General features: G+C 56.4%; 21 protein-coding genes. 17 read left to right on the top strand and 4 right to left on the bottom strand.

What is annotated here, in order from left to right; translation table 11 throughout:
* Positions 1 to 348 precede the first annotated feature (348 nt).
* The 16 genes from mnmG (at position 349) to glmS (ending at position 16,642) form a co-directional block, all read left to right on the top strand.
* Positions 349 to 2,241, top strand: coding sequence for a tRNA uridine-5-carboxymethylaminomethyl(34) synthesis enzyme MnmG (gene mnmG, locus ACP7B0_RS16715; RefSeq protein WP_426142546.1), 1,893 nt, complete (start codon positions 349 to 351; stop codon positions 2,239 to 2,241).
* A gap of 5 nt (positions 2,242 to 2,246) precedes the next feature.
* Positions 2,247 to 2,882, top strand: a complete 636-nt coding sequence (gene rsmG / locus ACP7B0_RS16710; protein ID WP_426142617.1) for a 16S rRNA (guanine(527)-N(7))-methyltransferase RsmG — start codon at positions 2,247 to 2,249, stop codon at positions 2,880 to 2,882.
* An 18-nt stretch (positions 2,883 to 2,900) separates the two neighbouring features.
* A complete protein-coding gene (locus ACP7B0_RS16705; protein WP_426142544.1) occupies positions 2,901 to 3,692 on the top strand; it encodes a ParA family protein in 792 nt (263 codons plus the stop codon).
* 9 nt (positions 3,693 to 3,701) lie between these two features.
* Positions 3,702 to 4,574, top strand: coding sequence for a ParB/RepB/Spo0J family partition protein (locus ACP7B0_RS16700; RefSeq protein ID WP_426142542.1), 873 nt, complete (start codon positions 3,702 to 3,704; stop codon positions 4,572 to 4,574).
* 146 nt (positions 4,575 to 4,720) lie between these two features.
* Positions 4,721 to 5,128, top strand: coding sequence for a F0F1 ATP synthase subunit I (locus ACP7B0_RS16695; RefSeq protein ID WP_426142540.1), 408 nt, complete (start codon positions 4,721 to 4,723; stop codon positions 5,126 to 5,128).
* A 16-nt stretch (positions 5,129 to 5,144) separates the two neighbouring features.
* Positions 5,145 to 6,014, top strand: coding sequence for a F0F1 ATP synthase subunit A (atpB, locus tag ACP7B0_RS16690; protein ID WP_426142538.1), 870 nt, complete (start codon positions 5,145 to 5,147; stop codon positions 6,012 to 6,014).
* Between the two features lie 147 nt (positions 6,015 to 6,161).
* Positions 6,162 to 6,419, top strand: a complete 258-nt coding sequence (gene atpE / locus ACP7B0_RS16685) for a F0F1 ATP synthase subunit C (protein WP_002555987.1) — start codon at positions 6,162 to 6,164, stop codon at positions 6,417 to 6,419.
* A 57-nt stretch (positions 6,420 to 6,476) separates the two neighbouring features.
* On the top strand, positions 6,477 to 6,947 hold the full coding sequence (locus ACP7B0_RS16680) for a F0F1 ATP synthase subunit B (protein WP_426142536.1): 471 nt from the start codon (positions 6,477 to 6,479) through the stop codon (positions 6,945 to 6,947).
* A 12-nt stretch (positions 6,948 to 6,959) separates the two neighbouring features.
* On the top strand, positions 6,960 to 7,496 hold the full coding sequence (locus ACP7B0_RS16675) for a F0F1 ATP synthase subunit delta (protein WP_426142534.1): 537 nt from the start codon (positions 6,960 to 6,962) through the stop codon (positions 7,494 to 7,496).
* 21 nt (positions 7,497 to 7,517) lie between these two features.
* Positions 7,518 to 9,062 carry a F0F1 ATP synthase subunit alpha gene (gene atpA, locus ACP7B0_RS16670; RefSeq protein WP_020292045.1) on the top strand — a complete coding sequence of 515 codons (1,545 nt, stop codon included), beginning with the start codon at positions 7,518 to 7,520 and terminating at the stop codon, positions 9,060 to 9,062.
* Between the two features lie 50 nt (positions 9,063 to 9,112).
* The gene (atpG, locus tag ACP7B0_RS16665) at positions 9,113 to 9,973 is read left to right on the top strand and encodes a F0F1 ATP synthase subunit gamma (RefSeq protein WP_426142533.1); all 861 of its coding nucleotides are present in this window, start codon (positions 9,113 to 9,115) and stop codon (positions 9,971 to 9,973) included.
* Between the two features lie 27 nt (positions 9,974 to 10,000).
* Positions 10,001 to 11,380 carry a F0F1 ATP synthase subunit beta gene (gene atpD / locus ACP7B0_RS16660; protein ID WP_426142532.1) on the top strand — a complete coding sequence of 460 codons (1,380 nt, stop codon included), beginning with the start codon at positions 10,001 to 10,003 and terminating at the stop codon, positions 11,378 to 11,380.
* 44 nt (positions 11,381 to 11,424) lie between these two features.
* The gene (locus ACP7B0_RS16655; RefSeq protein WP_426142531.1) at positions 11,425 to 11,850 is read left to right on the top strand and encodes a F0F1 ATP synthase subunit epsilon; all 426 of its coding nucleotides are present in this window, start codon (positions 11,425 to 11,427) and stop codon (positions 11,848 to 11,850) included.
* Between the two features lie 117 nt (positions 11,851 to 11,967).
* Positions 11,968 to 13,335, top strand: coding sequence for a bifunctional UDP-N-acetylglucosamine diphosphorylase/glucosamine-1-phosphate N-acetyltransferase GlmU (glmU, locus tag ACP7B0_RS16650; RefSeq protein WP_426142529.1), 1,368 nt, complete (start codon positions 11,968 to 11,970; stop codon positions 13,333 to 13,335).
* 693 nt (positions 13,336 to 14,028) lie between these two features.
* Positions 14,029 to 14,796 (top strand): DeoR/GlpR family DNA-binding transcription regulator, encoded by a 768-nt coding sequence (locus ACP7B0_RS16645; protein ID WP_426142616.1) that lies wholly within the window; start codon positions 14,029 to 14,031, stop codon positions 14,794 to 14,796.
* Between the two features lie 10 nt (positions 14,797 to 14,806).
* On the top strand, positions 14,807 to 16,642 hold the full coding sequence (gene glmS / locus ACP7B0_RS16640) for a glutamine--fructose-6-phosphate transaminase (isomerizing) (protein ID WP_426142528.1): 1,836 nt from the start codon (positions 14,807 to 14,809) through the stop codon (positions 16,640 to 16,642).
* 228 nt (positions 16,643 to 16,870) lie between these two features.
* Here glmS and ACP7B0_RS16635 read toward each other — a convergent pair whose 3' ends face one another.
* On the bottom strand, positions 16,871 to 17,671 hold the full coding sequence (locus tag ACP7B0_RS16635; RefSeq protein ID WP_426142527.1) for a hypothetical protein: 801 nt from the start codon (positions 17,669 to 17,671) through the stop codon (positions 16,871 to 16,873).
* 433 nt (positions 17,672 to 18,104) lie between these two features.
* Complete coding sequence (locus ACP7B0_RS16630) at positions 18,105 to 19,340, bottom strand: MFS transporter (protein WP_426142526.1); 1,236 nt, start codon at positions 19,338 to 19,340, stop codon at positions 18,105 to 18,107.
* 152 nt (positions 19,341 to 19,492) lie between these two features.
* Between ACP7B0_RS16630 and ACP7B0_RS16625 the strand changes: the two genes are divergently transcribed.
* Positions 19,493 to 20,491 carry a LysR substrate-binding domain-containing protein gene (locus tag ACP7B0_RS16625; RefSeq protein ID WP_426142525.1) on the top strand — a complete coding sequence of 333 codons (999 nt, stop codon included), beginning with the start codon at positions 19,493 to 19,495 and terminating at the stop codon, positions 20,489 to 20,491.
* Positions 20,492 to 20,538: 47 nt separating this feature from the next.
* On the opposite strand, the gene ACP7B0_RS16620 is transcribed toward ACP7B0_RS16625, so the two are convergent.
* On the bottom strand, positions 20,539 to 21,723 hold the full coding sequence (locus ACP7B0_RS16620; protein WP_426142615.1) for a M20 aminoacylase family protein: 1,185 nt from the start codon (positions 21,721 to 21,723) through the stop codon (positions 20,539 to 20,541).
* A gap of 66 nt (positions 21,724 to 21,789) precedes the next feature.
* Positions 21,790 to 23,097 (bottom strand): MFS transporter, encoded by a 1,308-nt coding sequence (locus ACP7B0_RS16615; protein WP_426142524.1) that lies wholly within the window; start codon positions 23,095 to 23,097, stop codon positions 21,790 to 21,792.
* Between the last annotated feature and the right edge of the window lie 71 nt (positions 23,098 to 23,168).

The following is a 23,168-nucleotide window of genomic DNA, read 5'->3' as shown; positions in this document are numbered from 1 at the left end:
GATAAGCGGGGGTTAAACCTGAGGAAAACACTGCCTGTGGAAAAGTACCCTTTTAATCCACAGGCTCAAGGCAGTTATCCCAACCCCTCATAGGCACATGACCACAGACTTTTGAATCCCTGTACACATTGATATATATAGCCTGTAGCAATCTATCCACAGAAAAGGTGCTCAGTAGAAATAAACATAAAAACAAAGATTCTATAAATCTTCTCTCTTTTAATTTATATATCTGAGAGTTTTCCACAGCTGGTTAAATTTTGTTCAACGGGTTCCTTTCAGGGGGGTGAAGTCCCTATACTTGTCAGCTATCCCAAATTCCCATCTACAACAGGCACGAGGTGCGTGGTGGATTTCCCTTCCCGTTTTGAAGTGATCGTCATCGGTGGCGGTCATGCCGGTACCGAGGCCGCACTGGCGTCGGCACGTATGGGTGCAAAAACCCTTCTGTTGACCCATAACGTGGAAACGCTGGGGCAAATGAGCTGCAACCCGGCGATCGGTGGCATCGGTAAAAGCCATCTGGTCAAGGAAATCGACGCCTTGGGCGGTGCCATGGCGATGGCTACTGACAAGGGCGGTATTCAGTTCCGCGTCTTGAACAGCCGCAAAGGCCCGGCAGTCCGGGCCACGCGTGCTCAAGCAGACCGCGTCCTGTACAAGGCGGCTATCCGCGAAGTCATTGAGAACCAGCCGAACCTGTGGATATTTCAACAGGCTTGTGACGACCTGATCGTCGAGCAGGATCAGGTACGTGGTGTCGTGACCCAAATGGGCCTGCGCATCATGGCTGACTCAGTTGTGTTGACCACTGGCACCTTCCTCGGTGGACTTATCCACATCGGAATGCAGAATTATTCGGGTGGTCGCGCCGGTGATCCGCCGTCAATTGCCCTGGCACAACGCTTACGTGAATTACCGCTGCGCGTCGGTCGCCTGAAAACCGGTACGCCGCCGCGCATCGACGGTCGTTCGGTAGATTTCTCGGTGATGACTGAGCAACCGGGCGATACGCCGATTCCGGTCATGTCGTTCATGGGTTCCATAGAACAACATCCGGCCCAAGTCAGCTGCTGGATTACCCATACCAACGCTCGCACCCACGAAATCATTGCAGCCAACCTTGATCGTTCGCCGATGTATTCGGGAATCATCGAAGGTGTCGGCCCGCGCTATTGCCCGTCGATCGAAGACAAGATCCACCGCTTTGCCGACAAGGAAAGCCATCAGGTCTTCATCGAACCCGAAGGCCTGACCACTCACGAGCTGTACCCAAATGGTATTTCCACATCGCTGCCGTTTGATGTTCAGCTGCAAGTGGTGCGTTCGATTCGCGGTATGGAAAACGCCCATATCGTTCGCCCGGGCTATGCCATCGAATACGACTATTTCGACCCACGGGACTTGAAATACAGCCTGGAAACCAAGGTCATCGCCGGCCTGTTCTTTGCCGGTCAGATCAATGGCACAACCGGTTACGAAGAGGCCGGAGCCCAGGGTTTGCTGGCCGGAGCCAACGCCGCGCTGCGTGCTCAAGGCAAGGAAAGCTGGTGTCCACGACGTGACGAAGCGTACATCGGCGTGCTGGTGGATGACCTGATTACCCTGGGCACCCAGGAACCGTATCGCATGTTTACGTCACGGGCCGAATACCGCCTGATCCTGCGCGAAGACAACGCTGATCTGCGCCTGACCGAAAAAGGTCGTGAACTGGGTCTGGTGGATGATCATCGTTGGGCTGCGTTCTGTACCAAGCGCGAAAGCATCGAGCGTGAAGAACAGCGTCTGAAAAGCACCTGGGTTCGTCCGGGCACCGAGCAGGGCGAAGCCATTGCCAGTCACTTCGGCACGCCGTTGACTCACGAATACAACCTGCTCAACCTGCTGACCCGGCCGGAAATCGACTACGCCAGCCTGGTTTCCATTACCGGAGCGGGCTGCACCGATCCACAAGTGGCCGAGCAGGTTGAAATCAAAGCCAAATACGCCGGTTACATTGATCGTCAGCAGGACGAAATCGCCCGACTCAGGGCCAGTGAAGACACCAAGCTGCCCGAAGACATCGACTACACCGGCATTTCCGGCCTGTCGAAGGAAATTCAGAGCAAGCTGGGGATAACGCGTCCGGAAACCCTTGGGCAGGCTTCGCGGATTCCGGGCGTTACGCCAGCGGCGATTTCCCTGTTGATGATTCATCTGAAAAAACGCGGCGCGGGCCGTCAGTTGGAGCAAAGCGCTTGAGTTCTATGGTCACCCCGCAACACGCCGAAGAGTTATCCCGTGGCGCCCAGCAGTTGGGTGTAAACCTCAGTGAAGGCCAGCATGCGCAGCTACTCGCGTATCTGGCACTGCTGATCAAGTGGAACAAGGCCTACAATCTCACCGCGGTACGCAATCCCGATGAGATGGTTTCCAGGCATTTGCTCGACAGCCTGAGCGTCGTGCCTTTCATCGAAGGGCCGCGCTGGCTCGATGTCGGCAGTGGCGGCGGTATGCCCGGTATTCCTTTGGCTATCCTGTTCCCGGAGATGAAAATCACCGTGCTGGACAGCAATGGCAAGAAAACTCGATTTCTGACCCAGGTTAAACTCGAGCTGAAACTCGATAACCTGGAAGTTATCCACAGCCGTGCAGAGTCTTATCAGCCCGCAGTACCGTTTACCGGGATTGTGTCCCGGGCGTTCAGCAGCCTTGAGGACTTTACCGGGTGGACCCGTCATATGGGTGACACCGATACGCGCTGGCTGGCAATGAAAGGGCTGCATCCTGCCGATGAGCTGGTAGCATTACCGGCAGATTTTTACCTCGATAGCGCACAAGCCTTGACCGTTCCAGGTTGCCAAGGCCAACGCCATCTGCTGATACTGCGCCGCACGGCATGACGGGGAACACAAGCAAGAATGGCTAAGGTATTCGCGATAGCGAACCAAAAGGGTGGTGTGGGCAAAACCACCACCTGCATCAACCTCGCAGCGTCATTGGTCGCGACCAAGCGCCGCGTTCTGTTGATCGATCTCGACCCGCAAGGCAACGCCACCATGGGTAGCGGTGTGGATAAGCACGGGCTGGAAAACTCCATCTACGATGTCCTGATTGGCGAATGCGACCTGGGACAGGCCATGCAGTTTTCCGAGCATGGCGGCTACCAGCTGCTGCCGGCCAACCGCGACCTCACGGCCGCAGAGGTCAATCTGCTGGAAATGCAGATGAAGGAGAGCCGCCTGCGCAATGCTTTGGCGCCGATCCGCGAGAATTACGATTACATCCTCATCGACTGTCCGCCGTCGCTGTCCATGCTCACGTTGAATGCGCTGGTTGCGGCCGACGGGGTCATTATCCCCATGCAATGTGAATACTTTGCCCTTGAAGGGCTCAGTGACCTTGTGGATAACATCAAGCGCATTGGGGAACTGCTCAATCCGCAGCTGAAAATCGAAGGCTTGCTGCGAACCATGTATGACCCTCGCCTGAGCCTGATCAACGATGTGTCCGCCCAGCTCAAGGAGCACTTTGGTGACCAGTTGTACGACACGGTGATCCCGCGCAACATCCGCCTGGCCGAGGCACCGAGTTTCGGCATGCCCGCCCTGGCGTATGACAAGTCATCGCGCGGTGCGCTGGCCTACCTGGCGCTCGCCGGGGAAATGGTTCGTCGTCAACGGCGCAATACGCGCACAGCTCAGCCAACTTAAGGGAATCCCATGGCCGTCAAGAAACGAGGTCTCGGACGTGGGCTGGACGCACTTCTGAGCAGTCCAACCGTCAGTTCGCTGGAAGAACAGGCCGTCAAGGCCGATCAGCGCGAATTACAGCACGTACCTTTGGACCTGATCCAGCGAGGCAAGTATCAGCCCCGTCGTGACATGGACCCGCAGGCCCTCGAAGAGCTGGCCCAGTCCATCAAGGCACAGGGCGTGATGCAGCCCATCGTGGTTCGCCCGATTGCCGATAACCGTTTTGAAATCATCGCTGGCGAGCGCCGCTGGCGTGCCAGCCAGCAGGCCGGGATGGAAACCATCCCCGCCATGGTGCGCGATGTGCCGGACGAAACGGCCATTGCCATGGCATTGATCGAAAACATCCAGCGTGAGGACCTCAATCCTGTCGAGGAAGCGGTGGCGTTGCAGCGTCTGCAGCAGGAATTTCAGCTGACCCAGCAACAAGTGGCCGATGCGGTGGGTAAATCCCGTGTCAGCGTCGCTAACCTGCTGCGTCTGATCGCGCTGCCTGAAGTCATCAAGACCATGCTTTCCCATGGCGACCTGGAAATGGGTCATGCCCGCGCCTTGCTCGGTTTACCCGAAGACAGACAGGTTGAAGGGGCGCGACACGTTGTCGCACGTGGCCTGACGGTGCGTCAGACAGAAGCGTTGGTTCGCCAATGGCTTAGCGGAAAACCGGCCGCTGCGGAACCGGTGAAAACCGATCCTGACATCAGCCGCCTGGAACAGCGATTGGCCGAGCGGCTGGGCTCGGCGGTGCAAATACGGCATGGTCAGAAGGGAAAAGGTCAGTTAGTGATCCGATATAACTCGCTGGATGAGCTTCAGGGCGTGCTCGCGCACATCCGCTGAAACAATTGCTGTGTAGCGTATAGTCGGAAATCACTACCTGACGGTTGAATAGGGGCTTAAGCGCCCCTATACTCTGCGCGCATTTTGTCGGCACAATTTATGCCAAGTTATTGATTTTGGCGGCCGACGCACGAGGAGCAGATGTGATGGAATCACGCATGCCAAACCGCTTGCCGTTCCATCGCCTTGCGGTTTTTCCGGTACTGCTGGCTCAATTTATTGTCTTGCTGCTGGCAGCCTTGGCGCTGTGGCAGTGGCACGGGGTCGTAGCGGGATATTCAGGACTCTGCGGAGGCCTGATAGCTTGGCTCCCCAATTTGTATTTCGCTCATAAGGCTTTCCGGTTCTCCGGGGCTAGAGCAGCGCAAGCCATTGTCCGGTCTTTTTATGCCGGCGAGGCGGGCAAACTGATTTTGACGGCAGTGCTGTTTGCACTTACGTTCGCAGGTGTGAAGCCATTGGCGCCGCTGGCTGTATTTGGCGTCTTCATGCTGACCCAACTGGTCAGCTGGTTCGCTCCCCTGCTGATGAGAACAAGACTTTCGAGACCTTAGGGCGTTTGAGGCAACCATGGCAGAGCAAACAGCTTCGGGCTATATCCAGCACCACTTGCAGAACCTGACGTTCGGTCAGCTACCAGAAGGCGGTTGGGGCTTTGCCCACGACGCCGCTGCGGCGAAGGAAATGGGCTTTTGGGCATTCCACGTCGATACACTCGGCTGGTCGGTCGCATTGGGTCTGATCTTCATCCTGATTTTCCGCATGGCGGCAAAAAAGGCGACTTCCGGTCAACCCGGTGCGCTGCAGAACTTCGTTGAAGTGCTCGTCGAGTTCGTCGACGGCAGCGTGAAGGACAGCTTCCACGGTCGTAGCCCGGTGATTGCACCGCTGGCACTGACCATTTTCGTCTGGGTTTTCCTGATGAACGCTGTCGACCTTATCCCGGTTGACTGGATTCCTCAGTTGGCGATCATGATCACCGGCGATTCGCACATTCCGTTCCGTGCCGTGTCGACGACTGACCCTAACGCCACCCTGGGCATGGCCCTGTCGGTGTTCGCGTTGATCATTTTCTACAGCATCAAGGTCAAAGGCATCGGTGGATTCATCGGTGAACTGACCCTTCACCCGTTCGGCAGCAAGAACATCCTTGTTCAAGCGCTGTTGATTCCGGTGAACTTCCTGCTTGAATTCGTGACACTGATTGCCAAGCCTATTTCGTTGGCACTGCGTCTTTTCGGCAACATGTACGCTGGCGAACTGGTCTTTATCCTGATCGCCGTCATGTTCGGCAGCGGCCTGCTCTGGCTCAGCGGCCTGGGCGTGGTTCTGCAATGGGCGTGGGCTGTATTCCACATCCTGATCATCACCTTGCAGGCGTTCATCTTCATGATGCTGACCATCGTTTACCTGTCGATGGCTCACGAAGACAACCATTAAGACTCGCCTGGCGCGTCTGGATGTACCTCTCGCTTCGGCGGGAGGAGCCGCACGCGGGGAACCGCAAAGGCTGATGCTGGAAACGATTTGTTTTACCGCTTTAATCTAAAAAACCTAACCAATACGACGTAAAAGTCGGGAGGAAAGATGGAAACTGTAGTTGGTCTAACTGCTATCGCTGTTGCACTGTTGATCGGCCTGGGCGCACTGGGTACTGCAATTGGTTTCGGCCTGCTGGGCGGCAAGTTCCTGGAAGGCGCTGCTCGCCAACCGGAAATGGTTCCAATGCTGCAGGTCAAAATGTTCATCGTCGCCGGTCTGCTCGACGCCGTGACCATGATCGGTGTTGGTATCGCTCTGTTCTTCACCTTTGCGAACCCCTTCGTTGGTCAACTCGCTGGCTAATCTCTCGACTATTCGAGGTGATTGGTGTGATGGACAACGAACGAGCGAGGTGTTGGCGTGAACATTAATGCAACCCTGATTGGCCAGTCCGTTGCGTTCTTCATTTTTGTGCTGTTCTGCATGAAGTACGTTTGGCCTCCGGTCATAACGGCTTTGCACGAACGTCAGAAGAAGATCGCGGATGGACTGGACGCTGCCAGCCGAGCAGCTCGCGACCTGGAGCTGGCCCAAGATAAAGTGGGTCAGCAACTGCGCGAAGCAAAAGCTCAGGCAGCTGAAATCATTGAGCAAGCCAAGAAACGCGGTACTCAGATTGTCGACGAAGCCCGTGAACAGGCCCGTATCGAAGCTGAACGTGTCAAGGCTCAGGCTCAGGCCGAGATCGAGCAGGAACTGAACAGCGTCAAAGACGCGCTGCGCGCCCAATTGGGTAGCCTGGCCGTCGGCGGTGCCGAGAAGATCCTGGGTGCCACAATCGATCAAAACGCGCACGCGGAGCTGGTTAATAAACTGGCTGCTGAAATTTAAGCGAGGGCGATCATGGCAGAACTGACCACGTTGGCCCGACCTTACGCTAAGGCAGCCTTCGAGCACGCCCAGGCCCACCAGCAACTGGCCAATTGGTCAGCCATGCTCGGCCTGGCTGCAGCGGTGTCGCAAGACGACACCATGCAGCGCGTACTCAAGGCCCCGCGACTGACGAGCGCAGACAAGGCCACCACTTTTATTGAAGTGTGTGGCGACAAGTTCGATGCCAAGGCACAGAATTTCATCCACGTCGTTGCTGAAAACGACCGTCTCCCGCTTTTGCCGGAGATTTCCGAACTGTTCGACCTGTACAAGGCTGAGCAGGAAAAATCGGTCGATGTGGATGTCACCAGTGCTTTTGCATTGAACCAAGAACAGCAAGACAAACTCGCCAAGGTTCTCAGTGCACGGCTCGGCCGGGAAGTGCGCCTGCACGCTGCGGAGGACGCCAGCCTTATCGGTGGTGTCGTAATCCGCGCCGGCGACCTGGTTATCGATGGCTCAGTTCGCGGCAAACTCGCGCAACTAGCCGAAGCATTGAAATCTTGAGTTTGAAGGGGCAGCAGAGCAATGCAGCAACTCAATCCTTCCGAAATAAGTGAAATCATCAAGGGTCGCATCGACAAGCTCGATGTAACCTCCCAAGCCCGTAACGAAGGCACAGTCGTCAGCGTATCTGACGGCATCGTGCGGATTCACGGTCTGGCCGACGTAATGTACGGCGAGATGATCGAGTTTCCGGGCGGCGTCTACGGTATGGCGCTGAACCTTGAGCAAGACTCTGTAGGTGCCGTGGTACTGGGCGCCTACACGACTCTGGCTGAAGGCATGAGCGCCAAGTGCACTGGCCGCATCCTTGAAGTTCCGGTTGGTCCGGAATTGCTGGGACGCGTAGTCGATGCACTGGGTAACCCAGTTGACGGCAAAGGCCCTCTGAACAACGTCATCACTGACGCTGTCGAGAAGGTTGCACCGGGCGTGATCTGGCGTAAGTCGGTCGACCAGCCTGTGCAAACCGGCTACAAAGCCGTCGATGCCATGATTCCAGTCGGCCGTGGCCAGCGTGAGCTGATCATCGGTGACCGTCAGATCGGTAAAACCGCTCTGGCCATCGACGCAATCATCAACCAGAAAGACAGCGGCATCTTCTGCGTCTACGTAGCGATCGGTCAGAAACAATCGACCATCGCCAACGTGGTTCGCAAACTCGAAGAAAACGGCGCGTTGGCTAACACCATCGTCGTGGCTGCCAGTGCTTCCGAATCCGCTGCGTTGCAGTTCCTTGCACCGTACTCGGGTTGCACCATGGGCGAGTACTTCCGCGACCGCGGTGAAGACGCGCTGATCGTTTATGACGATCTGTCCAAGCAAGCAGTGGCTTACCGCCAGATTTCCCTGCTGCTGCGCCGTCCACCAGGCCGTGAAGCTTACCCAGGCGACGTGTTCTATCTCCACTCCCGTCTGCTGGAGCGCGCATCGCGTGTTTCCGAAGAGTACGTAGAGAAGTTCACCAACGGCGCAGTGACCGGCAAAACCGGTTCCCTGACCGCGTTGCCGATCATCGAAACCCAGGCTGGCGACGTTTCCGCGTTCGTTCCGACCAACGTGATTTCCATCACTGACGGTCAGATCTTCCTGGAATCGGCCATGTTCAACTCCGGCATCCGTCCGGCTGTGAACGCCGGTGTTTCGGTATCCCGTGTGGGTGGTGCCGCGCAGACCAAGATCATCAAGAAGCTCTCCGGTGGTATCCGTACCGCTCTGGCTCAGTACCGTGAACTGGCGGCATTCGCCCAGTTCGCTTCTGACCTGGACGAAGCGACCCGTAAGCAACTTGAGCATGGTCAGCGCGTTACCGAGCTGATGAAGCAGAAGCAATATGCACCAATGTCGATTGCTGACATGGCGCTGTCGCTGTATGCCGCTGAGCGTGGGTTCCTGATCGACATCGAAATCGCCAAGATTGGCAGCTTTGAACAAGCGCTGATTGCTTACTTCAACCGCGATCACGCCGATTTGATGGCGAAGATCAACGTGAAGGGTGACTTCAATGACGAAATCGACGCTGGCATGAAAGCCGGTATCGAGAAGTTCAAGGCCACCCAAACCTGGTAAGCCGCAGCGGGGGCCGCAAGGCTCCCGCTTGCTAACCTGATAGGTGTTACATGGCAGGCGCAAAAGAGATTCGCAGCAAGATTGCGAGCATCAAAAGCACGCAAAAGATCACCAGCGCCATGGAAAAAGTGGCGGTCAGTAAAATGCGCAAGGCTCAAATGCGCATGTCTGCTAGCCGTCCTTACGCGGAGCGCATCCGCCAGGTGATTGGTCATCTGGCCAACGCCAACCCGGAATACCGCCACCCGTTCATGATCGAGCGCGAAGTAAAGCGCATCGGTTATGTCGTCGTGAGCAGTGACCGTGGCTTGTGCGGTGGCTTGAATACCAACCTGTTCAAGGCTTTGGTCAAGGACATGGCGGTAAACCGTGAGAACGGCGTAGAGATCGATCTGTGCGTGGTTGGCAGCAAAGGTGCGGCATTCTTCCGCAACTTCGGCGGTAACGTCGTCGCTGCGATCAGCCACTTGGGCGAAGAGCCGTCGATCAATGATTTGATCGGCAGCGTCAAGGTGATGCTGGATGCCTACCTGGATGGCCGTATTGATCGCCTGTCCGTGGTATCCAACAAGTTCATCAACACCATGACCCAGCAGCCAACGGTGGAACAATTGATTCCGCTGGTGGCAACCCCGGATCAGAAACTCAAGCACCACTGGGACTATCTCTACGAACCCGACGCCAAAGAGCTGCTGGATGGCTTGATGGTTCGCTACGTTGAGTCGCAGGTGTACCAGGCGGTGGTCGAGAACAACGCAGCTGAACAAGCAGCGCGGATGATCGCGATGAAGAACGCCACAGACAACGCCGGTGATTTGATCAGCGATTTGCAGCTGATCTACAACAAGGCGCGTCAGGCAGCGATCACCCAAGAGATCTCGGAAATCGTCGGCGGCGCTGCCGCGGTTTAACGGTTCAAATATTAGAGGAACCAGCTAATGAGTAGCGGACGTATCGTTCAAATCATCGGCGCCGTGATCGACGTGGAATTCCCACGCGATAGCGTACCGAGTATCTACAACGCGCTGTTGGTTCAAAGCGCGGCAGGGACCACTCTGGAAGTTCAGCAGCAGCTGGGCGACGGCGTGGTCCGCACCATTGCGATGGGCTCCACCGAGGGCTTGAAGCGTGGTCTGGAAGTAACAGACTCTGGCGCAGCCATCTCCGTACCGGTCGGTAAAGCGACTCTGGGCCGGATCATGGACGTGCTGGGCAACCCGATCGACGAAGCCGGTCCAATCGCCACCGAAGAACGCTGGGGCATTCACCGTCCTGCGCCAACCTTCGCTGAGCAAGCGGGTGGCAACGATCTGCTGGAAACAGGCATCAAGGTTATCGACCTGGTTTGCCCGTTCGCCAAAGGCGGTAAAGTCGGTCTGTTCGGTGGTGCCGGTGTAGGCAAGACCGTAAACATGATGGAACTGATCCGTAACATCGCCATCGAGCACAGCGGTTATTCCGTGTTCGCCGGTGTGGGGGAGCGTACTCGTGAGGGTAACGACTTCTACCACGAGATGAAGGACTCCAACGTTCTGGACAAAGTGGCACTGGTTTACGGTCAGATGAACGAGCCGCCGGGTAACCGTCTGCGCGTAGCACTGACTGGCCTGACCATGGCCGAGAAATTCCGTGACGAAGGTAACGACGTTCTGCTGTTCGTCGACAACATCTATCGTTACACGCTGGCCGGTACTGAAGTATCCGCACTGCTGGGCCGTATGCCTTCTGCAGTAGGTTACCAGCCGACCCTGGCTGAAGAGATGGGTACTCTGCAAGAGCGCATCACTTCCACCAAAAACGGTTCGATCACTTCCATCCAGGCGGTATACGTACCTGCGGATGACTTGACTGACCCGTCGCCAGCGACCACGTTTGCTCACTTGGATGCAACCGTCGTACTGTCCCGTGACATCGCTTCCCTGGGTATCTACCCGGCGGTAGACCCACTGGATTCGACCTCGCGCCAGCTGGACCCGAACGTTATCGGCCAGGAACACTACGACACCGCTCGCGGCGTTCAGTACGTGTTGCAGCGCTACAAAGAACTGAAGGACATTATTGCGATTCTGGGTATGGACGAGCTGTCGGAGGCCGACAAACAGTTGGTTAACCGTGCTCGTAAGATCCAGCGCTTCCTGTCACAACCGTTCTTCGTGGCTGAAGTCTTCACCGGTGCATCGGGTAAATACGTTTCCCTGAAAGACACCATTGCTGGCTTCAAAGGCATCCTCAACGGTGACTACGACCACCTGCCAGAACAAGCGTTCTACATGGTCGGCGGCATCGAAGAAGCGATCGAGAAAGCCAAGAAACTGTAATCCCAGCGCCCGGCAACGGGCGCTAATCAGGTCGAGGCAAGCAAATGGCTATGACAGTCCATTGCGATATCGTCAGCGCGGAAGGGGAAATTTTCTCCGGTCTGGTCGAGATGGTGATTGCGCACGGCAACCTGGGTGATATCGGTATCGCTCCAGGTCACGCGCCGCTGATCACTGATCTGAAACCAGGTCCGATCCGCTTGATCAAGCAGGGCGGAGAAGCCGAGGTGTATTACATCTCCGGTGGTTTCCTTGAGGTTCAGCCGAACATGGTCAAGGTGCTTGCCGACACTGTGCAACGTGCCGCTGACCTGGACGAAGCCTCTGCTCAGGCAGCCGTAAAGGCAGCCGAGAAAGCTCTGAACGAGAAGGGCGCGGATTTCGATTACGGATCTGCAACCGCTCGTCTGGCCGAGGCCGCAGCTCAGCTGCGTACCGTTCAGCAAATTCGCAAGAAGTTCGGCGGCTAACCCCGTCGTCATTCTGCGCGATTGAGTAAAAGGGTAGCCTCGGCTACCCTTTTTCTTTTTTCAGGATAAGCCCAGCCCGGTCTTTCGGGCGCGCGGCTCGCTCAGTTGGAAGCCCTCATGTCTCTCGATATCGTTATTCTCGCCGCAGGCCAAGGCACTCGCATGCGTTCGGCCCTTCCCAAGGTTCTGCATCCGGTCGCAGGCGACTCAATGCTTGGGCATGTTATCCACAGCGCGCGCCAGCTAGCGCCCCAACGCATCCATGTGGTGATCGGGCATGGCGCGGACATCGTGCGCGAGCGCCTGGCTGCGGACGACCTGAATTTCGTCATGCAGGACAAGCAACTGGGGACTGGCCATGCGGTCGCGCAAGCATTGCCGGAATTGACCGCCGAGAACGTACTGATCCTTTATGGCGATGTTCCCCTGATCGAAGTCGAGACCCTTCAACGTCTGCTGAAACAGGTCAATGCCGGGCAACTGGGTTTGCTGACGGTCAATCTCGCTGATCCGACGGGCTATGGCCGCATTGTTCGCGATGAGCAGAACCGCGTCTGCGCCATCGTCGAACACAAAGACGCCACCGAGGCGCAAAAAGCGATTACCGAAGGTAATACCGGGATTCTTGCCGTACCGGGCAAGCGTCTGGCTGACTGGCTGGGGCGGCTGTCCAATAACAACGCCCAGGGCGAGTATTACCTGACGGACGTGATCGCCATGGCGGTCGGCGACGGTCTGGTGGTGGCCACCGAGCAGCCTCACGACGCCATGGAAGTGCAGGGCGCCAATGATCGCAAGCAACTGGCTGAGCTGGAGCGTCACTATCAATGGCGTGAAGCCCGTCGATTGATGGCTCAGGGCGTGACCTTGCGTGATCCGGCGCGCTTCGATGTGCGTGGTGAGGTGACCGTGGGGCGCGATGTGCTGATCGATATCAACGTGATCCTCGAAGGCCGCGTGGTGATCGAAGACGACGTGGTGATCGGGCCAAACTGCGTGATCAAGGACAGTACCCTGCGCAAAGGCGTTGTCATCAAAGCCAACAGCCATATCGACGGCGCGATCATGGGGGAGGGCAGCGATGCTGGCCCGTTTGCACGCCTGCGTCCGGGAAGTGTGCTCGAAGCGAAGGCGCATGTGGGTAACTTTGTTGAACTCAAGAATGCCCATCTGGGCGAAGGCGTGAAAGCCGGCCATCTGACCTATCTGGGTGATACCGTGATTGGCGCACGCACCAACATCGGGGCCGGGACCATCACGGTTAACTACGATGGGGCCAACAAGCACAAAACCCTGATTGGCGAAGATGTGTTTATCGGCTCCAACAATTCATTGATTGCGCCTGTGAGTATCGGCAACGGCTCGAACACCGCCGCTGGCTCGACCATCACGCAGGATGTGGATAAGTCGCAACTTGCCGTCGCCCGCGCCCGCCAGCGCAACATCGAAGGCTGGAAGCGTCCGGTGAAGATCAAGAAGGACTGAAGTTATCCACAGCTGGCATTAGTCCCCATGTGTAGGAGCTCACGAGCAACGCGAGGCAGCGATAGCGGTCTGCCTGACACACCGCATTGCGGGCGTCGTAACCTCCGTGCGCTCCTACAACGCGTGTCGCTCGCGTTGAGGAGTTATCCACAGTTGGTCCCTGAAACCCGATTCGTTAGAGCGAGGCTTGCCCGCGAAGAACGATAACGCGGTGGATCTGATCCACCGCGGCGCTTGGTTCGCGGGCAAGCCTCGCTCCTACGGGGTCTGTGTTTGCAGGGCAACAGCGCGTATCGCCTGAACAATGACGAATAAGTCCCCATTTGTAGGAGCTCACGAGCAACGCGAGGCAGCGATAGCGGTCTGCCTGACACACCGCATCGCGGGCGTCGTAACCTCCGGGCGCTCCTACAATGCGTTTCGCTCGCGTTGAATAGTTATCCACAGTTGGTCCCTGAAACCCGATTCGTTAGAGCGAGGCTTGCCCGCGAAGAACGATAACGCGGTGGATCTGGCCCACCGCGGCGTCTGGTTCGCGGGCAAGCCTCGCTCCAACGGGCCCGTGTTTGCAGGGCAACAGCGCGTATCGCCTGAACAATGGTGGATATCCGGCCTTTCAAATCGCTTGACCATCGTCACACAATAGGTTTTGATTGCCTTCGTTATCTTTCGAAACGAAACAAGACCGTGTCCATATCGAAGCGCAACACGCCTCAGCGTCGTCACAACATCCTCGCTTTGCTCAGTGAGCAGGGCGAAGTCAGTGTGGACGAGCTGGCAAAACGCTTTGAAACGTCTGAAGTTACGATTCGAAAGGATCTGTCGGCACTCGAAACCAACGGGCTGCTGTTACGGCGGTACGGCGGGGCCGTGCCGCTGCCTCAGGAACTCATCACCGAAAGCAGCCAGCCGGTCTCGAAATACAAGCAAGCTATCGCCCGTGCTGCTGTCGCCAGGATTCGGGAGCACGCGCGCATCATCGTCGACAGCGGCAGCACCACGGCGGCGATGATTCGGGAGTTGGGCGGCCAGCCCGGATTGGTGGTGATGACCAACTCCCTGCATGTTGCCAGCGCCCTGACCGAACTTGAGCACGAGCCTGTGCTGCTGATGACCGGCGGAACCTGGGACCCGCATTCCGAATCGTTTCAGGGGCAGGTCGCCGAGCAAGTGTTGCGTTCCTATGACTTCGATCAGTTGTTCATTGGCGCTGACGGGATCGACCTGAACCGCGGTACCACCACGTTCAACGAATTACTGGGCTTGAGCCGAGTCATGGCTGAAGTTGCCCGTGAGGTGGTGGTGATGGTCGAAGCCGACAAGGTCGGACGCAAGATTCCCAACCTGGAACTGCCCTGGAGCAGTATCCACACCCTTATTACCGATGATCGCCTGCCCCCTGAGGCGCGCGAACAGATTGAAGCCCGCGGCATTGCGCTGATTTGCGCCGCTGTCAGCTAGGAGAAAACGTATGTGTGGAATCGTAGGCGCTGTTGCAGAGCGTAATATCACCGCCATTTTGCTCGAAGGCCTCAAGCGCCTTGAATACCGTGGCTACGACAGCGCGGGCGTCGCTGTTTTCAGCAATGAGGGCGTCCTCGAGCGTCGTCGCCGCTCGGGCAAGGTGAGCGAACTGGAACAGGCACTGGCCGGTGAACCGTTGGCAGGCCGCCTGGGAATTGCGCACACCCGTTGGGCCACTCACGGTGCGCCCTGTGAGCGTAACGCCCACCCGCATTTCTCTGGCGGTGACCTGGCCGTTGTCCACAACGGCATCATCGAAAACCATGAAGCCCTGCGTGAGCGCCTGAAAGGGCTCGGCTACGTTTTCACCTCCGACACCGACACCGAAGTCATCGTCCATTTGCTGCACCACAAGCTCAAGGACACGCCGGACCTGACCGTCGCCTTGAAAGCTGCAGTCAAGGAATTGCATGGCGCGTACGGGCTGGCCGTGATCAGCGCCCTTCAACCGGATCGCCTGGTAGCCGCCCGCAGCGGCAGCCCGCTGGTGATCGGCCTGGGCCTGGGGGAAAACTTCCTCGCGTCGGATCAACTGGCACTGCGTCAGGTCACCGACCGCTTCATGTACCTGGAAGAAGGCGACATCGCCGAGATTCGCCGGGACAGCGTGCAAATCTGGTCGGTGGACGGCCTGCCGGTAGAACGTGAATCAGTCCAGTACCGCGAAGGTGCGGAAGCCGCCGACAAAGGTGCGTTCCGCCACTTCATGCTCAAGGAAATCCACGAGCAACCCAAGGTCGTACAGCGCACCCTCGAAGGCCGCCTCGGCCAGCAACAGGTACTGGTTCAGGCATTCGGGCCGCAGGCTGCCGAGCTATTCGCCAACGTCCGGAATGTGCAGATCGTCGCGTGTGGCACCAGTTACCACGCGGGCATGGTTGCGCGTTACTGGCTGGAAGGTCTGGCGGGTATTCCGTGTCAGGTCGAAGTCGCCAGCGAGTTCCGCTATCGCAAGGTCGTGGTGCAGCCGAACACGCTGTTCGTGTCGATTTCCCAGTCCGGCGAAACCGCCGACACGCTGGCGGCGCTGCGCAATGCCAAGGAGCTGGGCTTCCTGGCGAGTCTGGCCATCTGCAACGTCAGCATCAGCTCCCTGGTGCGCGAGTCGGATCTGACCCTGCTGACCCAGGCCGGCCCGGAAATCGGCGTTGCTTCCACAAAAGCGTTCACCACGCAGTTGGTGGCATTGCTGCTGCTGACCCTGTCGTTGGGCCAGGTTCAAGGTACGTTGGCTGAAGGTGTTGAAGCCGAGCTGGTGGAAGAACTGCGCCGATTGCCGACTCGTCTGGGCGAAGCGTTGGCAATGGACGGCACCATTGAAAAAGTCGCCGAACTGTTCGCCGAGAAGAACCACACGCTGTTTCTGGGTCGTGGCGCACAATTCCCGGTCGCGATGGAAGGCGCGCTCAAGCTCAAAGAGATTTCCTACATTCACGCCGAAGCCTATCCGGCGGGCGAGCTCAAGCATGGGCCTCTGGCGCTGGTGGACAGTGACATGCCGGTGGTGACGGTTGCGCCCAACAACGAATTGCTGGAAAAACTCAAATCCAACCTTCAGGAAGTCCGCGCCCGAGGCGGTGAGTTGATCGTGTTCGCGGATGAACAGGCCGGCATGACCAACGGCGAAGGCACACACGTCATCGCCATGCCCCACATCATCGATGCACTGGCGCCGATCCTCTACACCATTCCGCTGCAACTGCTTTCGTATTACGTGGCAGTGCTCAAGGGGACGGACGTCGATCAGCCACGCAACCTGGCTAAATCGGTGACTGTGGAATAGTTATCCACAGGGGGGTTGATTGTGTTGTAACGGAACAAAAAATGTTGTCACAGGCCTCTGCCCCGACCGTACATCGGGGCAGATGTACTGGCTGAACCCGCTCCTGACATTCTCCACGCGTTCCGATCGAAATGATGGGCGACACGACACGACATCTGTTCCCGCTGCACCGGCTAAGCCTGCAGGGCTTTGTGTTTGGACAGGCTCAATCATGAGTGCGTGCCGCACTCAAGCCGTATCTGCACCAGCGTCATCAAACGTCTGCCTGTCGAGATTCAAGACCTTGTCCATCACGTCCTGTGCACTGCCCGTACCTTCCGCAGTATGTGTCTTGTAGTTGAAATCCAGTGCTATCCAATCCTGCAACTTTGCCTCATAACTATCAGGGTACTGAGCCTGCTCAATAGCGGGCAAATCCTTGTAGTGTTCAAGCGCTGCAGTAAAGAATTTCGTCAGCTTCCCGGTTCCGTTATATTCCGCAATTGAATTGGCAACAACTTTCTGCCGCCAAGCAGATTCCTGATCGAATGACTCACTCCACGCGGCGCGGCGCTCATTAGTCGTAAAACTCCCACTGTCATCATAGATAATCAATGAGAGCTGATCGCTCGACATACCCGCAAATGGGTTTTTACCACTGCCATTTACAAACTGCGCTGCATTGTCCGCACGTGCCAATAACCCAGGGTCCTGAGTATCAGGCACTTCAGCATCATTGGCTTTTTTGTTGGCAAAATAACCATCGCCGGAAATCTCGCTTAAAAGCTCACTCGCTTTCGCGCCAAGCTCTTTCCTGCTCAAACTCGAATCCCTTGCCGCCGCACGCGCGGCACTCTCACTCAACTGCAGAGAGAGTGAAGAAAGGCTACTGTTATCTTTCTGACTGCCAACATCAGCGTTTTCCGCTGCCACCTGACTTTTTATCAGCGATTCATTTTGGCTCGCCTTCACATTGGAAACCTGCGAGCCAGAAAATGCATTCGAGTTAATTGAAACGACCAAGATAATTCCCTCCCTGTTATCAGCCATTCCTGAATACCTGGCTAGGAAATTTATCGGCAGTACTCAAAAAAACTGTAATGCTTCACTGTGAATGGACGAACAGAACCGGCACAGGCAGCCTCTGCGCAAGCAGCCACACCGCTAGGCCCGACTTGGGCCTTACTTCATGGTAAATTCAACAGACTAGGCGTATGTGGAGGTATTGGTCGACGTTACTTTCGCCGTACACACTGAGCGGTTCGTATGTGTGACGAAAATGCGAGAAAAATTTTGAGTGGTGCTTGTGGGGCTGCCGCTTCATTCGCTCTTTGGGCATAGGCCAAACGGCGTTGTAAAAATAGATTTCATCCTATGTCGCATCTTGTAGTTTACTTTTCCTCACCATCGTCAAGAGGAACAGCTTCATTCCCAGTCGGATCGTCGGCACGTGCCCTGGCCAAGCATGCTGCGAACGTCCGAATTAAGGGGCCGCCTTATCAAACGGTCGATGCCCGCCGAGGAACATGGTGATGCCGCCGATGAGGGCCGCGAGAGAGCAATACCCGATGACGGCATATATTCCGAGCCCATTGACCAGGAGCCCACCGATGACTGCGCCAACAGCGATGGCCCCCTGGGTTGTAGTCACCAGCAAAGCACCGGCACTCTCTGCATGATCGGCTCCTGACTGCGTCGTCCAAATCTGCGTACCGACAGGCAATGCCCCAAAGGCGATGCCCCAAAGCCCGACAGCAATAAAAACGATAGGGGTTAATGATCCATAAGGAAGCAATGTAAACGTAGAAAGTGACAACAGTATCGATGACAGAAAAATAGACATTCTGACGCTACGTTCCGCGATAAATCCTCCCGCAAAGTTGCCTAGCAGCCCTCCAACACCAAACACCAGCAGCACCAGAGAAAGTTCTTTAATTTCCAGCCGCGGCACTTGCTCCAGGTATAACCGCAAATACGTAAACCCGGCAAAATGCCCAGAGAAGACAAGCAATACGGTGATGAATCCAATCTGGATGTCGCGTCGACGTAGGAGCACCCCAAAAGTTCTGAAGCCTGCGGATGGTTGGGGGTCCATGGAAGGCATTGCAAATAGTTGAATGACTAGCGCAAGAAGGCCCAGACATGTCACCAGTAGAAAAGCGGCTCGCCAACCCCATAGGTCTCCTAAATAGGCACCCAATGATGGCGCGCAAACCGTTGCGGCGGCAATGCCACCAAATACAAGAGCGGTCGCCCTGGGAAGCAGGTGCGGGGGGACCAGTCGCATGACCAATGCGGCAGCCAAGGCCCATGTACCACCAAGCGAGATTCCCATTCCCACTCTGGCTAACAACAGCACTCCTACATTGGGAGCCACTGCTGCCAACAGGTTTGCTAGCACGATCAGCAACGTTAGCCCCCAAACAACAACGCGTCGGTTGAATCTGGCCGTCATTAGGACGATCAGCGGAGCCGCCAACGCGGCGACGAGGGCAGTGACAGTCACCGTCTGTCCCGCCACACCGGCGGAAATTCCCAGGTCGCGGGCGATGGGTGTCAAAAGACTCGCGGGCAGAAATTCAGATGTCACCATACTGAAGACACCCAGGGCCAACGAGCCAACAGCAGCCCAAGCAGCCCAAGCAGGAGAAGCGCTCGTGTCTTCACCTTCTGATGGCGCTCGCGCGGAGCCGGCGGAGTTATTTGAACAGTGCGACATGATTAAGTCCCAGAAGAGTAGTAGCTGATCACGACGGTGGTCCCAACGTCAGCTAGTCAGCGGAACTATACTTATGGAACGCAATAAGGAAAATGCGGTATAAATTGATCGTAGCGTTCTATAAAAGGAACGCAAAGCTGCGAGTTTGTGTTGTGGACGATCTCAACGATTACTTTTACTTCACCCAGGTCGTGGCGCACGGCGGCTATGCTGCCGCTGGCCGCGCCTTGCAGATCCCAAAGTCAAAGTTGAGCCGCCGCGTTGCTCGGCTGGAAGAGCTATTAGGTGTACGCCTCATTGAGCGCACGTCGCACCGGTTTCAAGTTACTGAACTAGGCAAGGCATTCTACGATCGCTGTCGGATCATGTTGCTGGAGGCAGAAAATGCGAAGGGGATCGTCTGCAAGGCGAAATCTGTACCAGAAGGCACCGTTCGCCTGAGCTGCCCCACCGGCCTACTGGATGTCTCCATAGGTGCTTTGCTACCCGAGTTCCTCGCGCGGTATCCGCTGGTACGACTTCATGTGCTCGCGACCAATCGTCGTGTCGACCTGGTTGACGAGCACGTTCATGTGGCGATACGTTCGCGCAGCCGCCTAGAAGACGAGACAGAGACTGGCCTGAAAATCCGGATGCTAGGAAAGACCCGGAAAATCATCGTAGCCAGCCCGTCATTGGCTGCCACACTGGGTGTGAAGCGCGATATCAAATCGCTTGAGCAGGCGCCAACCATTGCTATGGCGGATCCGCTGGTAGCATGGGTATCACACAAGACCTGGAAATTTACCGGTCCTGGGAATACCGCGTTTTCTTTAGAGCATGAGCCCAGGCTGATATGTCGCAGTGTTCCCGCATTACTCGCCGCTGCACGCAGCGGCATCGGCGTTGCTGTGTTGCTGGAACAGCTGTGTGAATCGGACCTTAAGTCAGGAGAGCTGGTCCAACTTTGGCCAGACTGGCAGGTGTCCGAAGAGATTATCTACTTAGCTTTCACTGCGTCACGAGGTCTTCTTCCTGCCGTGAGGTCGCTCATCGACTTCTTGGTCGAACGGCTGGGTAGAGGTGTACAAAATGGAAGCGTTGTGAGCACGTCGTCCTCTCTGTCGCAAACGGATACGGACATCGCCTCAGGCATACGCCGCAACAGATAAAGCCCTTAAGCAAGTTTAAGGTTCGCCGGAAGGCCCTCAGTCCAACGTTACGCCAGGTATCGTTCCACCAAGCGTGCCCAGTAGGCAGCCCCTATTGGCAAATTTTTGTCATTGAAATCGTACTCCGGGTTATGGACCATACACCCGTCTTCGCCAATGCCGTTGCCCAAGCGTAAGAAGCAGCCGGGCCGCTGTTCGAGCATGTAAGCGAAGTCTTCGCTGGACATGAGCTGATCGGCGTGGGCAATGACATGCTCGTCACCGACCAGTTCACGGGCCACCTGTAGAGCGAATTCAGTTTGGGCATGATCGTTATCGATGACCGGGTAGCCCTCCATGTAGTCGATGGTCACCGTTGCTCCGTAACTTTCAGCCTGGGCGTTGGCCAAGGCCTGGACACGCTCCTTCAACAAACTGCGCACCGGCTTACTGAACGAGCGGATACTCAGCTCAAGGTAGGCGCTGTTGGAAATCACATTGTTGGCAACGCCTGCATGAAGTAAACCAACGGTAACAACGGCCGGTTCAACAGGGTTGACGTTGCGCGAGACGACACTCTGCAACGACATGACAATGCTGGAGGCCACCACCACCGGGTCCACAGTCAGATGCGGACGAGCCGCATGGCCTCCCAGACCGTGGATGGTGATCGAGACTTTATCACTGGCAGACATGAACGGCCCGCGGCGAAACAGGAAGGTGCCGGGCGCTTCCCCAGGATGGTTATGCATTCCGAACACGGCATCACACGGAAACCGCTCGAACAACCTGTCATTCACCATGCGCTGTGCGCCGCTGTCGAAACCTTTCTCCTCGGCGGGTTGAAAATAGAGATGAACCGTTCCATTGAAGTTTCGGGTTCTGCCCAGGTATTCAGCAGCCCCCAGCAACATGGTGGTATGGCCGTCGTGACCGCAGGCGTGCATTTTTCCCGCACGAACACTGGCGTAAGGCAGGCCGGTTTGCTCCGTCAATGGCAAAGCATCCATATCTGCGCGGATACCGATACGTTTGCCGGCCCCTACCGTCAAGGTGCCTACCACCCCCGTTTCCCCGACACCTTCAGTTACCTCAAATCCCCATTGGCGTAGCCTCTGCGCCACGAGCGCGGCGGTTTCGAACTCCTCAAAAGCCATTTCAGGATGTTGGTGAATATGGTGACGGATTCGGGTCAGCTCCTCTGTCTGTGGACGTATGTCATCGATTTCGCAATAGTGGGGTTTAGTCTTTATCACGGTGTATGCCTGTCAGTAAAAACGAAAGTGCTCGAATGCAGCCAGTCAAATGGGGACAGCTGCTCAGGAGTGAGACTGGGCCGGTAAGCGCAACGCTAGCGTGCAGAACCCCCCGATGACCAGCAGCGCTGCCATCGCCGCCATTCCTGTGGCGAACGAACCCGTGAACGTCTTCAAGAAGCCGATAATGGACGGGCTGAAAAAGCCGCCGAAAGCACCGATGCTATTGATCAAAGCAATGCCACCCGCTGCGGCAGTGCCTTTAAGATAGATAGAAGGCCTTGCCCAGAACACTGCGTAGGCGGCATAGGTAGAAGAAGTTGCCAAGGTGATACTGCACAGTGCCAGGGTGAGATTGCCCGTATTCAAACCCGTCAATACCAAGCCTATGGCACCTAGGAAGGCGGGTACCGCGCCGTGCCAGCGGCGCTCGGCAAAACGATCCGAGCTGCGAGCATTGATCGTCATCGCAACGATGGCAGCGACGTACGGGATAACCGAATACAGCCCGATCTCGAAAATACTTTTTACGCCAGCATCCCGAAGCAAAGTGGGTAGCCAGAAGCTGACGGTGTACAGGCCGCAGATCAGGCAGAAGTAAATCAGCGCCATCATGTAGATCCGCCAGTCCTTCAAAGCAGCTGCAAACGTATGTTGCTTTGTCGCCTGTAACGGCTCCAGATCATTGGCCAGTAGCTGCTTTTCTTCCGCGCTCAGCCAACTGGCCTGGGCGGGTGAGTCACTCAGATAGAAATACGCGACGATACCAAGAACAATACAAGGAGCACCTTCGAGGATGAACATCCACTGCCAGCCTTTCAGGCCCTGAAAGCCGGCGAAAGCTCCCATGATCCAGGTCGACAAGGGTCCACCGATAATATTCGAGACTGGCCCCGCCAACAGCACGCAGGCCATTACTTGGGCGCGGCGTTTACCGGAAAACCATAAGGTCAGATAGAGGATCATGCCTGGCGCGAACCCGGCCTCAAATACCCCCAGGAAAAAACGCAGTATGTAAAACGTAGTGTTGTCGTGGACAAACAGCATTGAGGTTGACGCCAGTCCCCACAAGAACATGATGCGACCGAGTGTCTTGCGTATCCCCACCCGCGCAAGCCAGAGATTGCTCGGTACTTCAAACATTACATACCCGATGAAGAATATGCCTGCCGCCAGTCCATAAGCGGCATCCGTCAGGCCGAATTCCTGCTGCATCGCAATCTTGGCATAACTGATATTGACCCGATCCAGATATGCCAGCGCATAGCACAGCAGTAGAAACGGCAACAGGCGCCAGCTGATCTTGCGATACATCTTGTTTAGGGCCATGTCATCCGGGTGAATCGATCTGATAAGTGCTGCTTGGGCCACGGTGATGTCCTCAAAAACTCTGTGTTGTTTTTATTATTTGGATTGAATGAGCTTGGCATCGCTCAATTGAC

Origin of the sequence: Pseudomonas sp. DWP3-1-2 (genome assembly GCF_049896285.1) — a bacterium.
In the GTDB taxonomy this organism is placed as follows: domain Bacteria; phylum Pseudomonadota; class Gammaproteobacteria; order Pseudomonadales; family Pseudomonadaceae; genus Aquipseudomonas.
This window is presented reverse-complemented; position numbering and strand designations above follow the sequence as displayed.

Coding starts and splice junctions, on each gene's coding strand:
- rsmG (WP_426142617.1), top strand. CDS start 2,247: ATGGTCACCCCGCAACACGCCGAAGAGTTATCCCGTGGCGCCCAGCAG.
- ACP7B0_RS16705 (WP_426142544.1), top strand. CDS start 2,901: ATGGCTAAGGTATTCGCGATAGCGAACCAAAAGGGTGGTGTGGGCAAA.
- ACP7B0_RS16700 (WP_426142542.1), top strand. CDS start 3,702: ATGGCCGTCAAGAAACGAGGTCTCGGACGTGGGCTGGACGCACTTCTG.
- atpG (WP_426142533.1), top strand. CDS start 9,113: ATGGCAGGCGCAAAAGAGATTCGCAGCAAGATTGCGAGCATCAAAAGC.
- ACP7B0_RS16630 (WP_426142526.1), bottom strand. CDS start 19,340: ATGTCGCACTGTTCAAATAACTCCGCCGGCTCCGCGCGAGCGCCATCA.
- atpB (WP_426142538.1), top strand. CDS start 5,145: ATGGCAGAGCAAACAGCTTCGGGCTATATCCAGCACCACTTGCAGAAC.
- ACP7B0_RS16635 (WP_426142527.1), bottom strand. CDS start 17,671: ATGGCTGATAACAGGGAGGGAATTATCTTGGTCGTTTCAATTAACTCG.
- ACP7B0_RS16655 (WP_426142531.1), top strand. CDS start 11,425: ATGGCTATGACAGTCCATTGCGATATCGTCAGCGCGGAAGGGGAAATT.
- atpD (WP_426142532.1), top strand. CDS start 10,001: ATGAGTAGCGGACGTATCGTTCAAATCATCGGCGCCGTGATCGACGTG.
- glmU (WP_426142529.1), top strand. CDS start 11,968: ATGTCTCTCGATATCGTTATTCTCGCCGCAGGCCAAGGCACTCGCATG.
- glmS (WP_426142528.1), top strand. CDS start 14,807: ATGTGTGGAATCGTAGGCGCTGTTGCAGAGCGTAATATCACCGCCATT.
- atpE (WP_002555987.1), top strand. CDS start 6,162: ATGGAAACTGTAGTTGGTCTAACTGCTATCGCTGTTGCACTGTTGATC.
- ACP7B0_RS16675 (WP_426142534.1), top strand. CDS start 6,960: ATGGCAGAACTGACCACGTTGGCCCGACCTTACGCTAAGGCAGCCTTC.
- ACP7B0_RS16695 (WP_426142540.1), top strand. CDS start 4,721: ATGGAATCACGCATGCCAAACCGCTTGCCGTTCCATCGCCTTGCGGTT.
- atpA (WP_020292045.1), top strand. CDS start 7,518: ATGCAGCAACTCAATCCTTCCGAAATAAGTGAAATCATCAAGGGTCGC.